This is a genomic window from Mangrovibacterium marinum, assembly GCF_003046625.1.
Taxonomy (GTDB): Bacteria; Bacteroidota; Bacteroidia; order Bacteroidales; family Prolixibacteraceae; genus Mangrovibacterium; species Mangrovibacterium marinum.
On sequence record NZ_QAAD01000013.1, the window covers coordinates 1 to 18,453 of the forward strand.

Consider the following 18,453-nt stretch of genomic DNA (forward strand, 5'->3'; position numbering starts at 1 on the left):
TAAGAACCAACAGTTGTTGCCATTGTGAGCACGTAGAAAAAATTATAATTCTTTTATAACCGAACTATATTTTGGTGAGTGACTTTCAGAAAAAAACTACATGACTCCGGGGAATCACCAACAGGAATGAAAGAGGTGGAAGACAACAGAAGGCATTTAAGAGAAGACTGAAGCTCGCTCGGAGCGGGACCGGCCTACTTTTTATCGATGGTGAGAGGTGAACCGGAAGCTTAGTGAATCCGGGAAGCTCTGCCGACAGTGGGAGATCACCCGGCTGAACTTAGCTTTCGGAAGCTGACACCTGAGGATAAAAATAAGCCTTGCGTTTTCTGTTTCGTCTTTGGGGCAAGCCAAAGATGAAAACCCGTCCGGTAGGACAAAAGATCCGAATTGCGCAAAAGTAGAAGCGAAAAACACCAAAGGTTGGGGAAAGGGTCACTAACAGGTTTGCTACAAAGTGAGTAGTGGCTCCTGATTCAAGCTCAATCGCAATTCAAGGCATCCCCGATGCGGTTGGAAACCACATCACCCAAAGAGACTTTCACAAAAAAAGCCGAAGAAATCAATCTTCGGCTTTTCTATATTATATCGTTATTGATTTATTTCACAACGAAAGTAGCTCTTCTTGCCAATTGGCGAGCTTGAGCCGAGCTCTTATCAACGGTAGTGTCTTTACCTTTACCTACTGCTGACAAACGAGAACCGTCGATTCCGGCTTCTGTCAACAATTTAACAACGGCATCGGCACGTTTTTGCGACAACTTATCGTTGTACTTGTCAGTACCCAGTTCGTCAGCGTAACCTTGAACTTCAACTTTAGCACCTGCATTTTTAGCCAGGTAAGCTTTCATGAAGTTAATTGCACTTGTTGAAGCACCTTGCACTTTAGAGCTATTGAAATCGAAATAAACATTGATGTAACCATCGTTAACCAATTGTTTCACGAAATCGTCGTAGCTAGCAGGCTCAACATTTTTTAAAGCGTCAACTTCTTTAGCCAATGTTTCAACGTCGCCTTGAGTTTTCTCTACGTCAGCTTTTGTAGCTGCTGAATCTTCCAGGTCTTTCACCCGCGATTCCAATCCGGCGATTTTTGAGTCAAGTGCGTTGAACTTTTGAACGTCTCTCAAGTACCAGTCAGCGTGTGTTTTGTTTTTACCTAAGTAAATTGAAAGACCAACAGTTCCGTTCAGAACCATGCCCGTGCTGTGTCTGTTACCTACGCCACCGTCGAAACCGCCTTGCTGACGGATTGTACCAATTGTTGTACCATCAAGATTCAGCGCAACACGGTCCGATAGTTTAACTTGAAGTGTCAAACCACCCAATACATTACCAACATAGTCATCAGACCAGCCAGTGCGCTTATAATCGAACCAACCGATACCGGCACCCGCGTGCGCCAACAGACCAAATGTGTTGGTCCAGGTTTCGAAGTTCATCACACGACCAAGATTCAATACACCTTCCAGGTTGAAACGGTAAAAACCAGTCTCGAATGGCATACTGTCATCGGCTTCCTGGAATTTGTTATACCCGAAGCCCAATTTCATACCTACGGTTTCACTCATCATGTAACGTACTCCAAGGTCTGTTGACAAGAATCCAACAGTTGGAGCCGAGTAACCGGCACTAAAGTTTTGCCAAGGTTTAGTCAAACCAACGCCTGCGTCGATTGACCATTTATTAAATTTTGCAGTTTCTGCATCTTGACCGTAAGCCCAAGAACATGCAAAACCAATAAGAGCAATTAGTAAAAACTTCTTTTTCATAAACTAATTTTTAGATATTAATTCGAATTAATTTTCCCAAATTATCAAATATCATACCAGCCTTATCAGCTGGTTGATCATTTAATTTTTTCACAAGCAAATTTTCGATATCGTAATGATGAATCATAAACACTCAACAACAGATTCGCTATCATTCCGACCTTGCGAAAATAAAAAATCTTTATTGAGTTTCATCTAAACATTCAATTATAACAATCGTCCAGCATATTTTAGCACTATTTTCGAGCCCTCTCCTCAATGCTTTACAAAAGTAAAAATACTGAATATCCAGAAATTCATTTCATAATTTTCAAAAGAAATTGGCAGAACGTCACATTTTTATTAACAAGATAATCTTAACTAATAACTTTCCAGTCGGTTAAGATTGATTAAACTTAAAAAAAAACATTTAATTCCAGCACATTAAGCGCTTTAAAAAATTCAAGATCTTTATGTTGTTATTTTAATCTTAACTTTTAATGTATGGATGCCACCCTGCGGAATAAAAAGTCGAAAGTTTCCAGTTCCTGCTTTCATGGCAGTCATTCGCTGTCGGCCTACCGAGTGTTCATCAACCAAAGCAGCTAATATTGTGTCACTTACCCCCTAAACGGCCTATACTACCTGCCCCCAAAGCGCCTTTATTCATCGACCCGAACGAGCTTCTCGGCCTTTCCGAATTTGCGTTCCGAAGCGGCAGCGAATCCTCCAATCAGCAGGATAGCCAGTATTGCGAGGTAAATTCCCGATGGCACCGGCGGCGGATCGCCCTGCCCATAGGAGTGCATTCCCGACAGGTAATAGTTGACACCAAAGAAAGTCATCAACACCGAACTAAAGCCAATCACCGCCAAAAAGCTAAGCACATAATTGCTGTATATACCGGGTACCTTTCTCAAGTGAATGATCAGGCTGTAGACCAGGATTGTGACCAGGGCCCATGTTTCCTTCGGGTCCCAGCCCCAGTAGCGTCCCCAGGATTCGTTTGCCCACACTCCCCCGATGAATGCACCGATGGTGAGCAGTATTAGCCCAACAATCAGCGACAGTTCAATAACAATAGCAATTTCGACAATGGTGTACGAAGCTGATTTTAGATTGCGTTGATTTCTAAAAATCATTAAAAGAAGGTTTAGGATCCCCAATAATGCGGCTATGCCCAGAAAGCCGTAACTGGCCGTGATGACTGCCACATGCACAATAAGCCAATAGGATTTAAGGACCGGAACCAGGTTTGTAATTTCCGGATTCAGCCAACTCATTCCGGCCACCATCAGAATCAATGCGGCAAGTATGGATGTTACGGCCAGCGTAATTTGTGACTTTTTCAAAAACACAAAGCCGGATAGCAACGTGGCCCAACCAACATACAAAAGAGTTTCGTAAGAGTTACTCCAGGGGGCATGGCCCGAAATATACCAGCGCACCGCGAGGCCAGCCGTATACACCAGGAAAACGAGAAATATCAACCAGTTCCCGGCTTTCAAAAGTCCGGTCACCCTATACCGACTGCTAAAAATTGTGGTCAGATGAACAAGTAGCAAGACCAGCCCGATCAGCGCACATATTTTTGACAACCAGCCAAAGACATTCAATTTATTATAGAGAATCTCCAGCTTCACCTTTGCAGCCGGTAAAATGAGCTCTGCCCCCTGCTCTCTCTGAAAGTCAATCAGCTTATGCAGCGCCTTGTCCGCAGCCTGAAAATGGCCGTTTTTCATGCCCTGCTGCAAATTTTCCAGGTATTGAGACATCAATGGCGGAGCGAAAGTTCCGGTTTGTGCCAATAGTTCAGCTTCGGTAAACCATGTTTTGTTCGCATCGGCGCTATCGGGAAACACTTTCATAAAAGCTCCGCTATAAACCTGATAGCAAATATTCACGCGCTCATCGACCTGAATGATTTCCTTATCGAATTTTGAACGGTTGTTGGGTGTCTTTTTATAGGCTTGGTCAACCAATGTACGAAGCAAATAGCTTCCCTTTCCCAGATCGACCAGTTGGTTGAAACTGGCATATTTTCCTTTGACATTCAGTTTTTTCGCCAATTCGCCATTGGATATTTTTATAATTGGTTCGTTTTTCCAGTATTCGGGCATCGCACTCATCCCCATAAATACTTCGGTTGCCGACAGGCCTTCAAACGTACTTTGGCGGGTAAGCTTCCTTAATACTTCCGAGGCCAGGGTATTGACAGGCTCTATCCGCCCTTGCCGATCCTGAACGAGTAGCTGATCGAAAAGCGAGAGATGGCTTTTATCGATTTTTAAATTGCCTGTCCCGGCATTTGCCACGTTGGGCACGAACATCAGAAGCATTAATGCGACGGGCAAGCTCTTTCGTTTCATTGCTTTTACCCGCGAGGCTGCCCGCAACAAAAAGCGAAAGCGGCTCTTGCCGTTAAAGAACGAAGCAAGCATACCAATGGTCATCAGGAGATAGCCCAAGTAAGTGATTCTTGTTCCCAAACGATCGAAACTAACCGACAAAATGGTTCCTTTTTCGTCCTGGTCGTAGGATGACTGGAAAAAGCGATAGCCGCCATAGTCCAGTATATTATTCATATAAATCCGAAAAGGCATTTCAACTTGGTTCGTTTTGTCGAGAACCGTCACCTCGCTGGCAAATGACGAGGGGCTCATCGACCCGGGATATCGTTCCAGCTGGAAATCATTCAGCTGCAACGAAAACGGCAGTTCAACAATTTTAGATCCATAGTTTATTTCGTAGCGAACATCGTTCATGATCAAGACATCCGCGGTATTGACAGCCCCTTGCTGACCTGTCAAGATAAAGTCGTTGCTTGTGGCTCCCTGCGTAATGCGACCGAGCAATCCATCCGGAAGATTTACGACATTTTCAGAACGAGATGCCACAAGGACCTTGCGAGCATTGGGCAGATAACGCCGTAGCACAAAAAGAACATCGCCCACTTGAAACATATTTTGTGTGCTCAGTGCGTAAGTATCGCCGGGAGCCACAAGATCGCCGACCGAACCATTCATATTCAAAACACTTAAACTGTCGTTTGCCTGAACAAGCAGGCCTGGGCCGGATCGTTTGACCAAAATGCTGTGCTCTCCCGGGGAGCCTTCAAAGGACAAATGAAAGTCGCTCAACGCTACCGTTTCATGTTGCGCAAGGGTGACTGTTTTGCGAATGCCCCCATCCAGCACGATCAATTCAACAGCCGGACTTCCTGTCTCATCAGCCACAATCTGAGCCTCCCCTCCCGGAATAAAATCCAACAACTCAAGCGTTAATTCACGGCTTCCGAGAGAAAAGGAATGATCGAAATTGAGATGGGCATAAGGAGAAAGCTCAACCGGCCATTCTTCGCGGCTCACTTGCCCCTGCTCATCGGTCGCCGTTAGCTGAATGTAGCTTTGGCGGGTCACCAGCTGATTACTGGCCTCTCCTTCGCGGATGTGCATTGTTCCTTCGTAACTGAAAAAACGGGTAATAGCTGCTCCCAGCAAAATGACCACAAAAGCCAGGTGAAAAAGCACCATGCTCCACCGCTTTAGTTTGAAGGCTTTGTAATAAAATAGCCCGCCAATTAAATTTACCGCGGTTAAAAGGAGCAAGATTTCGAACCAGGTAGCGCTGTAGATAAGAATTTGTGCTGTTTGTGTGCCATAGTCGTTCTCAATGAATGTTGCATAAGCGATGGCGATGGCAAACACCAGCAACAGGCAGGTACTGGTAAGCATGGAAAACAAGAATGTCGATAATTTTTTCATAGTTGTTTGGTTGGTTTCAATTGCTTCAAAAAGCTTGCTAAGCACTAAAAAAAACTCCTTTGCTTATTGGTCAAACAAAGGAATTTTTCAGCTTTTAAGTTCGCATGGACTACTGAAGTGTCGGATTCGGATGAGCAATTTTCTTGGAGTACTCCTCGTAGTTAAAACCTTTAAAGGTCGGGCTTTCAGCGTTGTGGCATTTTTTACACACTTCTTCGGTTGGCATAATCATCCCTTTTGACAGCGCCAGTTTCTGATTCTTCATAATTCCGGCCGACTTGTATATACTTCCGGGGCCATGACACGATTCGCAGGAGACGCCTTCTTCGACCTTAATGGTGGCGACCAAACTTTGATCGACACTCGCCGCTGTTGAGTGACATTTCAAACACTTTGGATTTTCCCGGTCGGCACCTTCCAGGCTTTTCAGCGCATTGGCGTGTGGTCCTGCAGCCCATTTATTGTACTGCTCGCCGGTTGCCGGTTTGTTATGACACATCTTACACTTATCGGCACCAATATATTTATAAGTCTGTGCCGAAGCAAACGAACCGATCATTAACATCAGTCCAAACAAGAACATCATTTTTTTGCAATTCATAACTTTAGATTTAATCGATTCATATTTCAATTCATTTCCTTCATAAACTATACCACGTGTTGATCTGCTGATCAGATCTCTTAAATTTAAAACTTAATGAAGAGCTCACAAAACTTTTTCGTCGGATTATTGATTGATTGATGTCATCAATAAAGCGCCGAATGGCAAGTCGAGCAATTCTCGGTTTTCCAATCTTCGCCAATATCCATCGGGTGAATGAACTCCAACGATTCAAAAGAGGAGGAATAAGTTATATCGCCGGCCATTCCCTGCGCCAGAATATCGTGACACAAGTTGCAATCTTTCGAGATTAACTTTCCGGCCGGGGTTGCATGCCGATCATTATGACATCGGAAACAGCCATCAGCCTCCATGTGCCCGATGTTATTGGCATAGGATTTCCAACTAACCTTCATTTCCGGGAAAATATTGTTTGCGTAGCCTTGCTGAATTGCAGCTATCGCTTGCTCCACTTCGTCTTTTCTACTTGCCAACACATCCGGATCGACCAGTTCGTAGTACTCCTTCACCTGTGCATCGATGGCTAAAAATGCACTATCCCGGCTTGAATAATCCTGATTCATCGCCGTCACGGCCAAGAGCTTTATGCTTGGCAGTGTCTTCGGAATTTTTCCTTCGGCCATCAACTTGTCGATAAAATTCTGCGGAACCTGATAGTCGTGCGATGGTCTGTTGTGGCAATCCAGGCAATCCATCACGCGGGTTTCCATTGAATCCAACAGGCTCTGGCTTACCGGATTTTCATGATCAGTATACACCTCACTCGCACCTGTTTTTGTGTTCGTGTATCTCACCCAGGGAATGACCTGACGTTTGTCATCCAGGGTTTTATATTCAATTTTAACATCGGGGCTAATGTGCTGATGAATTCCTTTTTGGATCCCGTGGGAATTGTTTTTGGAGCTGGTTTTGATCTGAAGATAAACGATATTTTCCGTATTTTGATCATCGGCCAGGAAGGAATGTTGGATACGCAGTTTCCAGTCGTAAAACTTCTCCGGCCAGTGACATTCTTCACAAGTTTCCTGCGCCGGACGCAGGTTCGCAATGGGAGTTGGTATGGGTTTGGGGTACTTGTTAGCCAGTACCGAATACACCTGGTAAAGACCCGACATTTTACTTTTAACATACCAGCTGGCTCCGGAGCCAACGTGACAGGCCACGCAAGCCACGCGTTCGTGCGACGAGCCGTGATATGTTGTATATTCGGGCTCCATCACCTGATGGCATAACTTGCCGCAAAATTCAACCGATTCGGTATAATGGAAGGCCTCGTAACTCCCCACCGACGATATAATTAAAAGAAAAACGGTTCCCACGATAAAGATGATCGATGCATTTCGGACAGCCACATTGTTAAAATCCATCACCGGCCAGGCCAAACGTTTGCCTTCCTGCTCTGCTTTCCGGGCCTTTTTCCGGTATAGTCGCATTCCCACCGGGATCAAGATTAAGCCCAGGATCATGAACACCGGCAGAACAATGTAGATAAACAGGCCGATGTACGAACCGCCGAATCCGAAGAAATAGCTCAACAACATCAGGGACAGTATGGAAGCCAAATTGAAAATTGCCAATACTGCGCCGGTAATCGAAATCCAATTCTTGATTGACGATGGAAGTTTCATAATATTTCGTTCATTGGTTCACGGGCAACAAGCCCACTCTATGCAAAACAGACAGCAGCTGGTCCGAAAACACAGGCTACAATTCAGAACTACCCCTCACTTCATTGGCTCCTTTTCGCCGTGCAAGCTAAACATGATGCCAGCCGGTAAGAATGCTTTTAAAATTATCCAGCGGATTCTTTCCTATTGAGGCGATATACAGGTGAATGATCAGGAAAATTGAAATAAAGAAACCTAAAGCTGAATGAAACACAGCTGTCAGAAAAATACCACTCACGTTGTAGACCTTTTCAATAATAATTTCGGGAAACAAAAGCCCAAAACCGGAAATAATCAGGCAAGGCATCACCAGGTACATCACTACGATGTAGGTATATTTTTGCAGCGGATTAAATTTTCGCTTCTCCGACAAGGGGTAAGGTGGTTTCATTCCCCGAAACATTCCCCAGGCATAATAATAGGCTTGCTTGACCGGTCGTTTAAAAAAAGCCCGGGGTTTCACAATGTAAAACTTGCCATTCGGAGTGACCAGGTTGCCGATAAAATAAACCAGGTAATTGATTGTTACGACAATACCTGCCACATTATGAAGGTCGACTGCCATATTGAATGCTAAAAACTTGCTTGAATAAACACCGGCATTCATACTAATACCGGTCAAAATCAGCAGCAAAATGCCAAGTGCATTGATGCCATGCCAAATACGCAACCAAAGTGGGTAGTAGTATAACTTATTTGCTGTCATCTGATTTTCGGTTTAAAATTCGGAATGCTAAATGAATAAAGATTACCACAAAGACCAGCGCCAGAATGATGTAGCTTAATGTTTGCAGCAACGGAACCTGATGGGTACCGATAACATAAGACTAGTTGGAAATGATATTCCCGAAAGCGCCATCCCGTTTTTGCAAATTCTGATATTTATACAAGGACGCTTTTAGCTTGGAATTGGCAGAGTGGCATTCGACACAATTTCGAACAGCCTGTTCTTTGGGCATAATATTATGCGAAACCATCAAACTATCGGCCACTTCGGTATGACACTCAATACACCGAACATTCTGAAAGTGCAGCTCTTGATTTGGCAGCCAGTTATGCACCTGAACCAGTTCCGGTTTTTCATGGCCGGCAACCATTTCGTAACGACTCATGTTGGCATGGCAGGCTAAACACATCTTATTGCTGTAATCAACAATTTCCTTCACATTGCTGGCCGTGCGGGCAATTGGCCGATAGGTATGCTGGTCGTGGCATTTTGAACAGCTAAAGCTTTCGCCGTACACCTGAAAGTGCACACTTTTTTGCACCTCTTCATCAATACGCTCAAACTGGTACGATGCAAAAGCCTCATCGCCACCATGGCAATCCAGACAAGTAGCCAGGGGCTCCATCTTCAGGTTTGCCTGATGCGGATAAGTGGAATACTCGTACGAGTGACAATCGGTACAGTCGAAAACCTGATGAACACCACGGCGCATAGCCACTGTATCCAATACGTAGTATGGATTCATCAACCTCTTCTCTTCGCGATCCATCAGATCGTTATGGAAGGAGTACGAAGTGGTTGAATGGCACTTTAAGCACTGGTGCTCCCGGGGACTGTCGTAATATTGCGCCTTGGCCGAAATCAAAAGTCCCGAACAAACAGTTAGTAATATCAGAAGTATAATCCTCATTAATTCAGCGTTTTTCAGTTGATACTGTTTTAGTCGTTGGTTTGGTGTCGATGCTGAATTTCAGCTAAAAGTGGTAATACCCGAGCTCCGGATATTACCACTTGTTATTTTCATTTTTAATTCATTTAATACATCCACAAACGGGTGATCGTAAAGCCAAAGGCTAAACCATCGAACGGTTTATTGTAATTGTTCATCATGTCGAATTGCGGCAAAATGGCATTGGCATTTCCCACATAAATTTGAAATGCGTGGGTAAACGTTGAAATTTCAACTCCAAATTTTAAACTCGGTTTCGGATTATAGGGTCCTTTCCAATCGGGATGAGGAGGATTCGCCGCAGTCCAATCGGGATGTTGTTCCGATATTTTGTCAATTCTCAACGGTGCCCCAAAATTGAAAATAAAGGACGATTGACCGGAGAATTTCAGTCGGCCGTCCAGGTGCAGGGCCACCCGATCGTGATCGTGCCAGGCATCCACCAAATTATCATGCGAGAAGCTCACTCCCCCTTGCACCGATAAGGCATTGGTAAATTTACGACCTACAAACACTTGGGCGAAATACGAAAACCGATCACTCAACCGATAATCGAAACGACTTGACGGATTGTCATAATCCATGAGGCTACCCAAATCATCTTTCGACTCGTAAGTAATTGCTGTATTGGCAAAAACAGTAACAAAGAAGGGAATCTTATTATTCTCGGTTTGTTCCAAAATCGTCCATTTTCCGTTAAAATCAACACAATCGCTCGATTTGGTAATCCCCATTCCAATTTGCACGTTACGAGCCGGCACATAGTTTAGTGCCAGCCGGATGTTCGCTCCGGGCGCATAGATGCCAAACAAATCGAAATCAGCATCGCCATTATCAATCGGCCCAAACTTGTGCTGAATAATAAACTCCAACGACTTTACATCCGGGATAAAGGACGTTTGCGCATCGATTAAGGTACCGTTTTCAAAGGCAGGCCCCACCGATACATTCTCTTCAGTGTCCTGAGCAAATACATTAGCGCAAACCAACAGACTTAAAAGGATATATATAATTTTCTTTTTCATATTATCTTTCTTTTGAGTTTACACTAATTGTTTTTCGCGCCCTGTTCAATCCAGAGTCGGATAAACTGTGCTTGTGAGCTTGTATAATGTTTCCAGCTATGCGTTGATGCATCAGGAGCCACAAAAGTGTAGATGAGACTTGCCGCAGGGTCATTGTTCTGCAAATCGATGTATTTGGATGTGTGTATGCTCTGATAAGCGTTCCCCAATGTCAGGTCTGGACTCTGTCCTCCGGAATTGTGGCAACTCGCACATTCAGACGTCAAAACAGGAAGTACATCGGTAGCGAAACTGATTTCTTGATCATCCGGTATTTCCGTCACAATTTCGGGTGCTACAAAATCATACACACAAGCATTCAATACAAAGCCCAGGAACACAACAATCAGATATAGGCTATATTTTTTCATAAGCGTATTATTTAGCTTTTCAATTGATAAGAAAAAAGCTTCCAGAATCAGAAGCTTTCTTCTTCGTAGAATCGTTTAGTCCTTTAGCACTTCAATAGAATTATGCAGCAAAGCTTCAGCATAGGGCGGATTGTGAACTCCGTGGCTCCGATCCTCATAGATTGTTATAAAGTTCCAGAAAGCAGAATATGCGTCGCGGCTAAACTGACCAACAACCGGATGGTAAGCGCCATCTTCTTCATGAATGATCCCTGTTACTGTTCCGGACTCAACAACCCATTGTTCTTCGCCGTCTATCTCAACCTCCTTAATAGGCTGCCCTACTTCATTTTCGAGCAATTCCGCCAACTCAGCCAACAAATCATTAATTATTTTTTGCTTTCCATTATAATCAAAATCATCCGTTTCGTGACATTCCTGACACGACTCCAATGACGGCCAGAAAGTATGACCTCCTTCGTCCCCTGCTTCGCCATCGTACATGTGGCATCCGACACAAGTTCCTTTCTCCGTGTTTGATCCGTGAGGTGAAGGTCCGATAACAGATGCATCGATTGAACCAATCCTGTGATCACCTCCAACTCCCATCATTAAAGAAGCCTGTGGTCCATGGTGCGGACCAGCGTGAGTACTGGTCACCATCACGGAATCCGGATGAGACAGGTCATCATAATCGTCCCAACCTCGACGAGGTTTATGACAGGTTGCACACAAATTACTATTGTTTCCAATATCATAACTTGTCCCAAGAATATCGACTGGCGCTGTTGTGCGAAGAGCAAAATCTTCCTGTTCAAAAGTAGCATGAATCCCATGACAGGTACTACACTGCCATGCGCTGGGATTTGCGATATCTCCATTAACCTTACCAAGTGTCATCGTTTGCACAAATTGTTCATGAGAGTGACAGGGAGCACAACTGGCCCGTCCTCCGGCATAATCGACAGCAATTGCACCTGCACTATGTTCAGATACTGCAAACTCACCTCGTATTTCATTGAGATTGTCACCGCCGTGACACACCAAACATGCAACTTCTCCGTCGGCACCATCCGAACCATTTGTACCATTTGAACCATCGGCACCTGCTAATCCGGGAGGGCCCTCTTTAACACATGAAGGAATAACAAACAGCACCAAGGCTGCAATCGTTAATAAGCGGAATAGTGTCTTGATTTTCATAATATTAGGTTTTAACACTTCAATTAATCAGGTTTCTCAATCATCGGATAAATCCAATGATTTAAAGTTATAAATGAAAATGTTAGAACTAATATACCGGCAAGTGATATAAGAAGGCCCTGAAATTGATATATATCAATCAGCCATTCTTGCTGATCATAACAAGATCTTCTTCGTTGAGAATTTCAATTTCGCGTCGGTTATGCCGCACAATACCCGAAAGCTCCAGTTCCTTCAAACTGCGAATGAAGCTTTCCTTGGTCATACCCGACATTTCGGCCAACTCTTGTTTGTTCAGGTTACACTCAAAAGGATTGGTTTGGTAGATCTTATTTTTGAGGTACAGCAAGGTATCTGCAACGCGCCCGGGCATATACTTTTGCGTGAGGCCAACCAAGCTTTCGAGCATCTGAATATTTTGGCTATTGTTATATTTTAACAACTCGTAGGCAAATTTGCTATTGCGCTCCAGAAGCTTGTGGAGTCGCTCCGAATCAATAAAACAACATTCAACCCGGGTGATTGCCGTTACGGTGAAATGGCGAATATCGTCGCTAACCACGCCCCCGGCCGTAATCAGGCTGTGGCCGGGAAGTATTTTCAGGATGATGTTTTTCCCTCGCGAACTTTCGGCCACCATCTTGGCCATCCCTTGCTTCAGGCAAACAAAATGGGTAGTTGATGTTTTTTGTTTGATGATTGTTTCGCCAGGATTGAAAATGATGTGTTGCTTGCATTGCATCAAATACTCCAGTTCATCCGTCGAAAGCGACTGAAAAATAACCGCCTCGCTTTCGGGAAAGCACTTCACGCAACAATTCTTTTGGCAGCTTACGCAATCTTTTTTTAGTGAGTCATCAAACATAGGCTAACAGGACTTATGTATAAACTTACATTCTTCCATAAATTCATATTAAAATTAGTAGAATTTGAGAAATATCCGATACCGAAACCACTCCTCTCATCCGTACTCCATACGAGCAACCGAAATTAGTGCTGAAACCGAGCAAATTAGCAGATTTCAGCACTAAAGAAATGCTCTATAACACAATAAATATCGGCGAATTACCGAATTTGCTCCTTCATCGAAATATTCCCCGTGTTCACCACCGGCGTAGCCTCCTTATCGCCACAAAGTACGACCATCAGGTTGCTCACCATCGTGGCTTTCTTGTCTTCATCGAGATCGACGATTTCTTTCTTTCGCAGTTCATCCAGTGCCATTTCGACCATACTAACAGCTCCTTCAACAATTTTGAAGCGGGCTGCCACTATTGCCGTTGCCTGCTGGCGTTTCAACATGGCCTGGGCAATTTCCTGGGCATAAGCCAAATAATTTATCCGGGCTTCCATCACTTCTACCCCGGCAATTTTTAAACGTTCAGCAACTTCGCGCTCCAGCTCCTCGTTTACTTCCTCGCCTCCACTGCGCAAGGTGATTTCGGCTTCTTCATCTTCGAAATTATCGTAAGGGTACAATCCGGCGAGTTTGCGAATAGCAGCCTCCGTCTGGATATCGACAAAATGAGAATAATCGTTCACATCAAATGCAGCCTTAAAAGTCTCCTGCACCCGCCAAACCAACACCACTCCGATCATCACCGGGTTGCCAATTTTATCGTTGACCTTAATTGGCTCGCTGTCGAGGTTTCGGGCTCTGAGCGAAATTTTCTTTTTCACAAAAAATGGATTTGTCCAGAAGAAGCCATTGGCGCGAATGGTTCCTTTATAATTTCCGAAGAGCACCAAAACCGCACTCTCGTTGGGATTTACGATAACAAAACCCGGAAGTATAAAGAAAAAAAGAACAATGAGCAATGCTCCCGGCAATACCATTCCCCGGATCAAACCAAATACCACCAACAGAGCAAGCAGTAGCTCGAGACCAGCAACCAGGTAGCCCGAAACGGCAGAATACAATTTTTCCATAGCGTTTAGATTTAGATTATTTCAACATCAACAACTTCAAATAGCGTATTTACGATTCTCCCGAATGACCAACGGAGATGAAAAACTTAAGCGCCTCACAGATGCTGTTGTCCTGTTGATTTCAAATTAACGAGAATCGTTCAGCCTCCGGGGTCAACAGCTCATAGCCTTGCGTTTTGCCTTCATCGACTTGCAGCCATAAAAAAAGCATCTCTGTCAAGATGCTTCTTTATCCGTTTTTAAGATCAATAACTAATTTTTGTAAATTTCAGCCACACCAAAGCTCTTGACTTCAAGTGTTTCATAAACTTCGACAAACTTCAGAATCCTGTTCAGACTGTCTGCCGATGGACTTTGCCATGCTTGTGGCTCGTGGTCTTCAGACAAGTTGTCGAAACAAGCTTCCAGGTCTGCCTGTGATTCATCTAAAAAATCAAACCAAGTAAAAATATTACCCATAAGCATTCGGTTTTAATGTATTACTTACACTTCCCTAACGCTTATTTAATCGGAATATTGCCTGATCTGCTTCTATATTTTTGTCAGTAGCAGGTTATTTTTTTCGATAATCTTCCGCAGATTAATCAAGGCATAGCGCATACGTCCCAGTGCGGTGTTGATGCTCACATCGGTGCGCTCCGCAATTTCTTTAAAGCTTAAACCCAGGTAGTGGCGCATAATGATTACTTGCCGCTGATCCTCGGGCAGTTCATCAATCAGACGGCGGACATCCGCTGTAATTTGTTCAAATACCAGACGTTCTTCGATGTTTTCGTCCGAAAACTTAGCCGAATTAAACAAGTCGAATTCGGAATCCTCGTTCGACAAGGTATTTAGCAGCCGTTCTTTCCGAAAATGATCAATAATCAGGTTGTGCGAAATGCGCAAAACCCAGGAGATAAACTTGCCATTTTCGGTATATTTACCGGTCTTTAACGAGCGAATCACCTTAATGAAGGTATCCTGAAAGATGTCTTCGGCCAATGCCTGGTTCTTCACAATTAAGAATATATAGGTATACACCCGATTCTTATGGCGTTGAATAAGCATCTCGAGAGAAGACTGATCACCTCTAATGAAGTTTTGAACGAGCATATTGTCGTTCTCAGTTTGTGTGCTGAACATTACTTTATAATCTTAGTTAATAAAAGTAAAATTCTTCTATAGGCAATCAGTTTAAAAGGTGAGTAAAAGTATTTATTAAATTTGCGTACTTGTAAAATTCTTGGATTTCTGTTAAAAAAGCAAATTTTTTCTTAATAAAATTTAACACAAAAGAATGACTGACAATAAAAAGGGACAAAATATCCATATAAAAGGTGCTCGTGTACACAATTTAAAGAACGTTGAATTAGAAATTCCCCGCAACAAATTTTTGGTCGTCACCGGGCTTTCCGGATCGGGAAAGTCATCGCTGGCTTTCGACACCTTATATGCCGAAGGCCAAAGGCGCTATGTTGAAAGTTTATCCTCTTATGCCCGTCAGTTCTTAGGCCGGATTAACAAACCGGAGGTTGATTTTATCAAAGGGATTCCGCCCGCCATTGCGATCGAGCAAAAAGTGAACTCCCGAAATCCAAGATCGACGGTTGGCACATCGACCGAAATATACGATTACCTGAAGCTGCTGTATGCCCGCATCGGCAAAACAATATCGCCGGTATCGGGCACCGAGGTTAAGCGACACCAAGTGGAAGATGTGGTGGATTTTATCGGTACTTTTCCGGAGGAAACCAGGCTGCTGATCTGCGCTCCGCTGCGAACAAAAAACGGTCGCACCATGGAAGAAGAAGCCGAACTGCTGCTTCAGCAGGGTTTCTCGAGAATTGAAACCCCCAAAGGCATCCAACGCATTGATGAGCTGATGAAAGAAAATGAACTGTCGGCTTGCAGCGGCCAATGCAAGCTGGTTGTAGACCGTTTGCAAGCCAGGCGCGACGAAGACAACATCAGCCGGATGGCCGATTCGATACAAACCGCCTTTTTCGAAGGGCATGGCGAATGTATTATAAAAGTATACACCGACGCGGGCGATCGCGAAGAGCACTTCTCGAACCGCTTTGAGGCCGACGGTATGGAGTTCGACGAGCCCACTGAGCATACATTCAGCTTTAATAACCCGGTGGGAGCCTGTCCGGCCTGCGAAGGCTACGGTAAAGTGATCGGCATCGACGAAGATCTGGTGATTCCCAACAAAGCCCTGTCGGTTTATCAGGATGCTGTGGCATGCTGGAGGGGCGAAACCATGAAAAGCTACAAAGAGCAACTAATCCGTAATGCCTCGAAGTTCGATTTCCCCATCCACAAACCCTACTATGAACTCACGGCCGACCAGCAACAACTGCTTTGGAGCGGGAACCAATATTTTGAAGGCATCAATGCCTTTTTCAAAATGCTGGAGAGCAATACCTATAAGATTCAGTACCGGGTGATGCTTGCGCGCTACCGCGGCAAAACAAACTGCCCCGAATGTAAAGGCACCAGGCTGAAAAAGTCGGCCGGCTACGTGAAAGTCGGTGGCACATCGATTCAGGAACTGGTGTTGATTCCGGTGAATGAGTTGCGCCCGTTTTTCAGGCAGCTTGAGCTCAGCCAGCACGACGCCCAGGTGGCGAAACGAATTTTGCTGGAAATTACCAGCCGGCTGAACTTCCTGTGCGATGTGGGACTTGGCTATCTGACCTTAAACCGGCTATCGTCCACCCTGTCGGGCGGCGAATCGCAACGCATAAACCTGGCCACCTCGCTGGGATCGAGCCTGGTGGGCTCTTTATATATTCTGGACGAACCCAGCATTGGCTTGCACCCCAAGGACACCGAGCGCCTGATTCAGGTATTGCGCAAATTGCAGCAAATTGGCAACACGGTGCTGGTGGTTGAACATGACGAAGAAATCATCCGCGCGGCTGATCAAATTATCGACATTGGCCCCAAAGCCGGCGTACATGGTGGCGAACTGGTTTTTCAGGGCGATCATGAGGCCCTGCTGAAAGCCACCAACAGCCTGACTGCCGATTATTTAACCGGACGAAAAAAGATCGAAGTCCCCAAAATACGCCGCAAATGGAACGACTTCATCGAAGTGGTGGGTGCCCGCGAGAATAACCTGCAAAATGTTTCGGTTAAGTTTCCGCTCAATACCATTACGGCCGTTACCGGGGTAAGCGGCTCTGGAAAATCGACCCTGGTGAGCCGGATTCTATACCCGGGCGTGGCGAAAATTTTTGGCACCTACACCGAAAAAACCGGTCAGCACGATGCCATAAAAGGCGACTTTAAGCGCCTGACAGCCGTTGAGTTCGTCGATCAAAATCCCATTGGCAAATCGTCGCGGTCGAACCCGGTGACCTATCTGAAAGCCTACGATGAAATCCGCAAGCTCTTTGCCGAGCAAAAAGCCGCGAAACTTCAGGGTTTCAAGCCGGCCCATTTTTCGTTTAATGTTGATGGCGGCCGATGCGAAGAATGCCAGGGTGAAGGCGTGATCAGTGTTGAAATGCAGTTTATGGCCGATGTACAGCTTATTTGCGAAAGCTGCCATGGCAAACGCTTCAAGGACGATGTGCTGGACGTGCAATACCGGGGCCGCAACATACACGATGTGCTGGAAATGACCGTTAATCAGGCGATCGACTTTTTTGGCGAGGGGAAAAGCACCACCGAAAAGAAAATTGCCCACAAGCTGCAACCTTTGCAGGATGTGGGACTGGGATACGTGAAGCTGGGGCAAAGCTCGTCGACCTTATCGGGCGGCGAAAGCCAGCGGGTGAAGCTTGCCGCCTTCCTGGCCAAGGAAAAGGACAGCCCTACCCTGTTTATTTTCGACGAACCCACAACCGGCCTGCATTTTCACGACATCAACATTTTGCTGGTTTCCTTCAACGCGCTGATTGCCCGCGGCCACAGCATTATCATTATCGAGCACAACCTGGATGTGATAAAATCGGCTGACTGGATCATCGATCTGGGCCCCGAAGGCGGAAAAAATGGCGGCAATATCGTGTTTGAAGGCAGCCCGGAAGATCTGGTGAACTGCCAGGCCTCGTTCACCGGCCAAGCCTTGCAGGAAAAGCTGTAAGCACCGGCGCAACTGCCACATCGGCTTAAGCAAAGCGCTGCACCAACTGCAGATAATTGAGCTGCCGCCCCAAACGCTTCAATAATTGACAAAACCGCACGGTTCTGCGAAAAATCCGTGCGGTTCTGTCAGAAGTTTGTGCGGTTCTGTGAATAGCAACAGCGGTTCTCCGAAAAGTGGATGCGGTTCTGGCAAAAGTTGATGCGGTTCTGTGAAAAACAACCGCGGTTCTGTGAATTAACTCCGCCGAGCGCACCCCACACTGCTCTGTATGCCGAGCGGGGACCGATTTGACGCAATCCGCCAGGATGGGTTCAAATCAGGAGGAGAGTTAGCCGAGAGTGCAGAA

The 18,453-nt window shown here is 45.1% G+C and carries 14 protein-coding genes; 1 reads left to right on the forward strand and 13 read right to left on the reverse strand.

Annotated elements, in window-relative coordinates; translation table 11 throughout:
- Nucleotides 1–599: 599 nt before the first annotated feature.
- The 13 genes from C8N47_RS12630 to C8N47_RS12690 all read right to left on the reverse strand — a co-directional run bounded on the left by C8N47_RS12630 (nt 600) and on the right by C8N47_RS12690 (nt 15,151).
- Nucleotides 600–1,772: an OmpA family protein gene (locus tag C8N47_RS12630; RefSeq protein WP_107822933.1), complete on the reverse strand. Its 1,173-nt coding sequence runs from the start codon at nt 1,770–1,772 to the stop codon at nt 600–602.
- Nucleotides 1,773–2,413: 641 nt separating this feature from the next.
- Nucleotides 2,414–5,515: a cytochrome c biogenesis protein CcsA gene (locus C8N47_RS12635; protein ID WP_146161523.1), complete on the reverse strand. Its 3,102-nt coding sequence runs from the start codon at nt 5,513–5,515 to the stop codon at nt 2,414–2,416.
- Between the two features lie 109 nt (nt 5,516–5,624).
- The gene (locus tag C8N47_RS12640; protein WP_107822935.1) at nt 5,625–6,116 is read right to left on the reverse strand and encodes a cytochrome c family protein; all 492 of its coding nucleotides are present in this window, start codon (nt 6,114–6,116) and stop codon (nt 5,625–5,627) included.
- Nucleotides 6,117–6,262: 146 nt separating this feature from the next.
- Nucleotides 6,263–7,765, reverse strand: a complete 1,503-nt coding sequence (locus C8N47_RS12645; RefSeq protein ID WP_107822936.1) for a NapC/NirT family cytochrome c — start codon at nt 7,763–7,765, stop codon at nt 6,263–6,265.
- Between the two features lie 127 nt (nt 7,766–7,892).
- Nucleotides 7,893–8,510, reverse strand: coding sequence for a cytochrome b/b6 domain-containing protein (locus C8N47_RS12650; protein ID WP_107822937.1), 618 nt, complete (start codon nt 8,508–8,510; stop codon nt 7,893–7,895).
- A 121-nt stretch (nt 8,511–8,631) separates the two neighbouring features.
- Complete coding sequence (locus C8N47_RS12655; protein WP_107822938.1) at nt 8,632–9,441, reverse strand: cytochrome c3 family protein; 810 nt, start codon at nt 9,439–9,441, stop codon at nt 8,632–8,634.
- A 125-nt stretch (nt 9,442–9,566) separates the two neighbouring features.
- Nucleotides 9,567–10,505, reverse strand: coding sequence for a DUF5777 family beta-barrel protein (locus C8N47_RS12660; RefSeq protein ID WP_107822939.1), 939 nt, complete (start codon nt 10,503–10,505; stop codon nt 9,567–9,569).
- A 23-nt stretch (nt 10,506–10,528) separates the two neighbouring features.
- On the reverse strand, nt 10,529–10,915 hold the full coding sequence (locus C8N47_RS12665; protein ID WP_107822940.1) for a hypothetical protein: 387 nt from the start codon (nt 10,913–10,915) through the stop codon (nt 10,529–10,531).
- Nucleotides 10,916–10,990: 75 nt separating this feature from the next.
- Nucleotides 10,991–12,097 (reverse strand): hypothetical protein, encoded by a 1,107-nt coding sequence (locus C8N47_RS12670; RefSeq protein ID WP_107822941.1) that lies wholly within the window; start codon nt 12,095–12,097, stop codon nt 10,991–10,993.
- 139 nt (nt 12,098–12,236) lie between these two features.
- Entirely contained in the window at nt 12,237–12,908 is a 672-nt protein-coding gene (locus tag C8N47_RS12675; protein WP_170111387.1) for a Crp/Fnr family transcriptional regulator, read from the reverse strand.
- Nucleotides 12,909–13,162: 254 nt separating this feature from the next.
- Nucleotides 13,163–14,026: an SPFH domain-containing protein gene (locus C8N47_RS12680; protein WP_107822943.1), complete on the reverse strand. Its 864-nt coding sequence runs from the start codon at nt 14,024–14,026 to the stop codon at nt 13,163–13,165.
- Between the two features lie 252 nt (nt 14,027–14,278).
- Nucleotides 14,279–14,485 (reverse strand): hypothetical protein, encoded by a 207-nt coding sequence (locus C8N47_RS12685; RefSeq protein ID WP_107822944.1) that lies wholly within the window; start codon nt 14,483–14,485, stop codon nt 14,279–14,281.
- A gap of 72 nt (nt 14,486–14,557) precedes the next feature.
- Nucleotides 14,558–15,151, reverse strand: a complete 594-nt coding sequence (locus C8N47_RS12690; RefSeq protein ID WP_107822945.1) for an RNA polymerase sigma factor — start codon at nt 15,149–15,151, stop codon at nt 14,558–14,560.
- A 154-nt stretch (nt 15,152–15,305) separates the two neighbouring features.
- On the opposite strand from C8N47_RS12690, the gene uvrA reads away from it, so the two are divergent.
- Nucleotides 15,306–18,104, forward strand: a complete 2,799-nt coding sequence (gene uvrA, locus C8N47_RS12695; RefSeq protein ID WP_107822946.1) for an excinuclease ABC subunit UvrA — start codon at nt 15,306–15,308, stop codon at nt 18,102–18,104.
- Nucleotides 18,105–18,453: the final 349 nt, after the last annotated feature.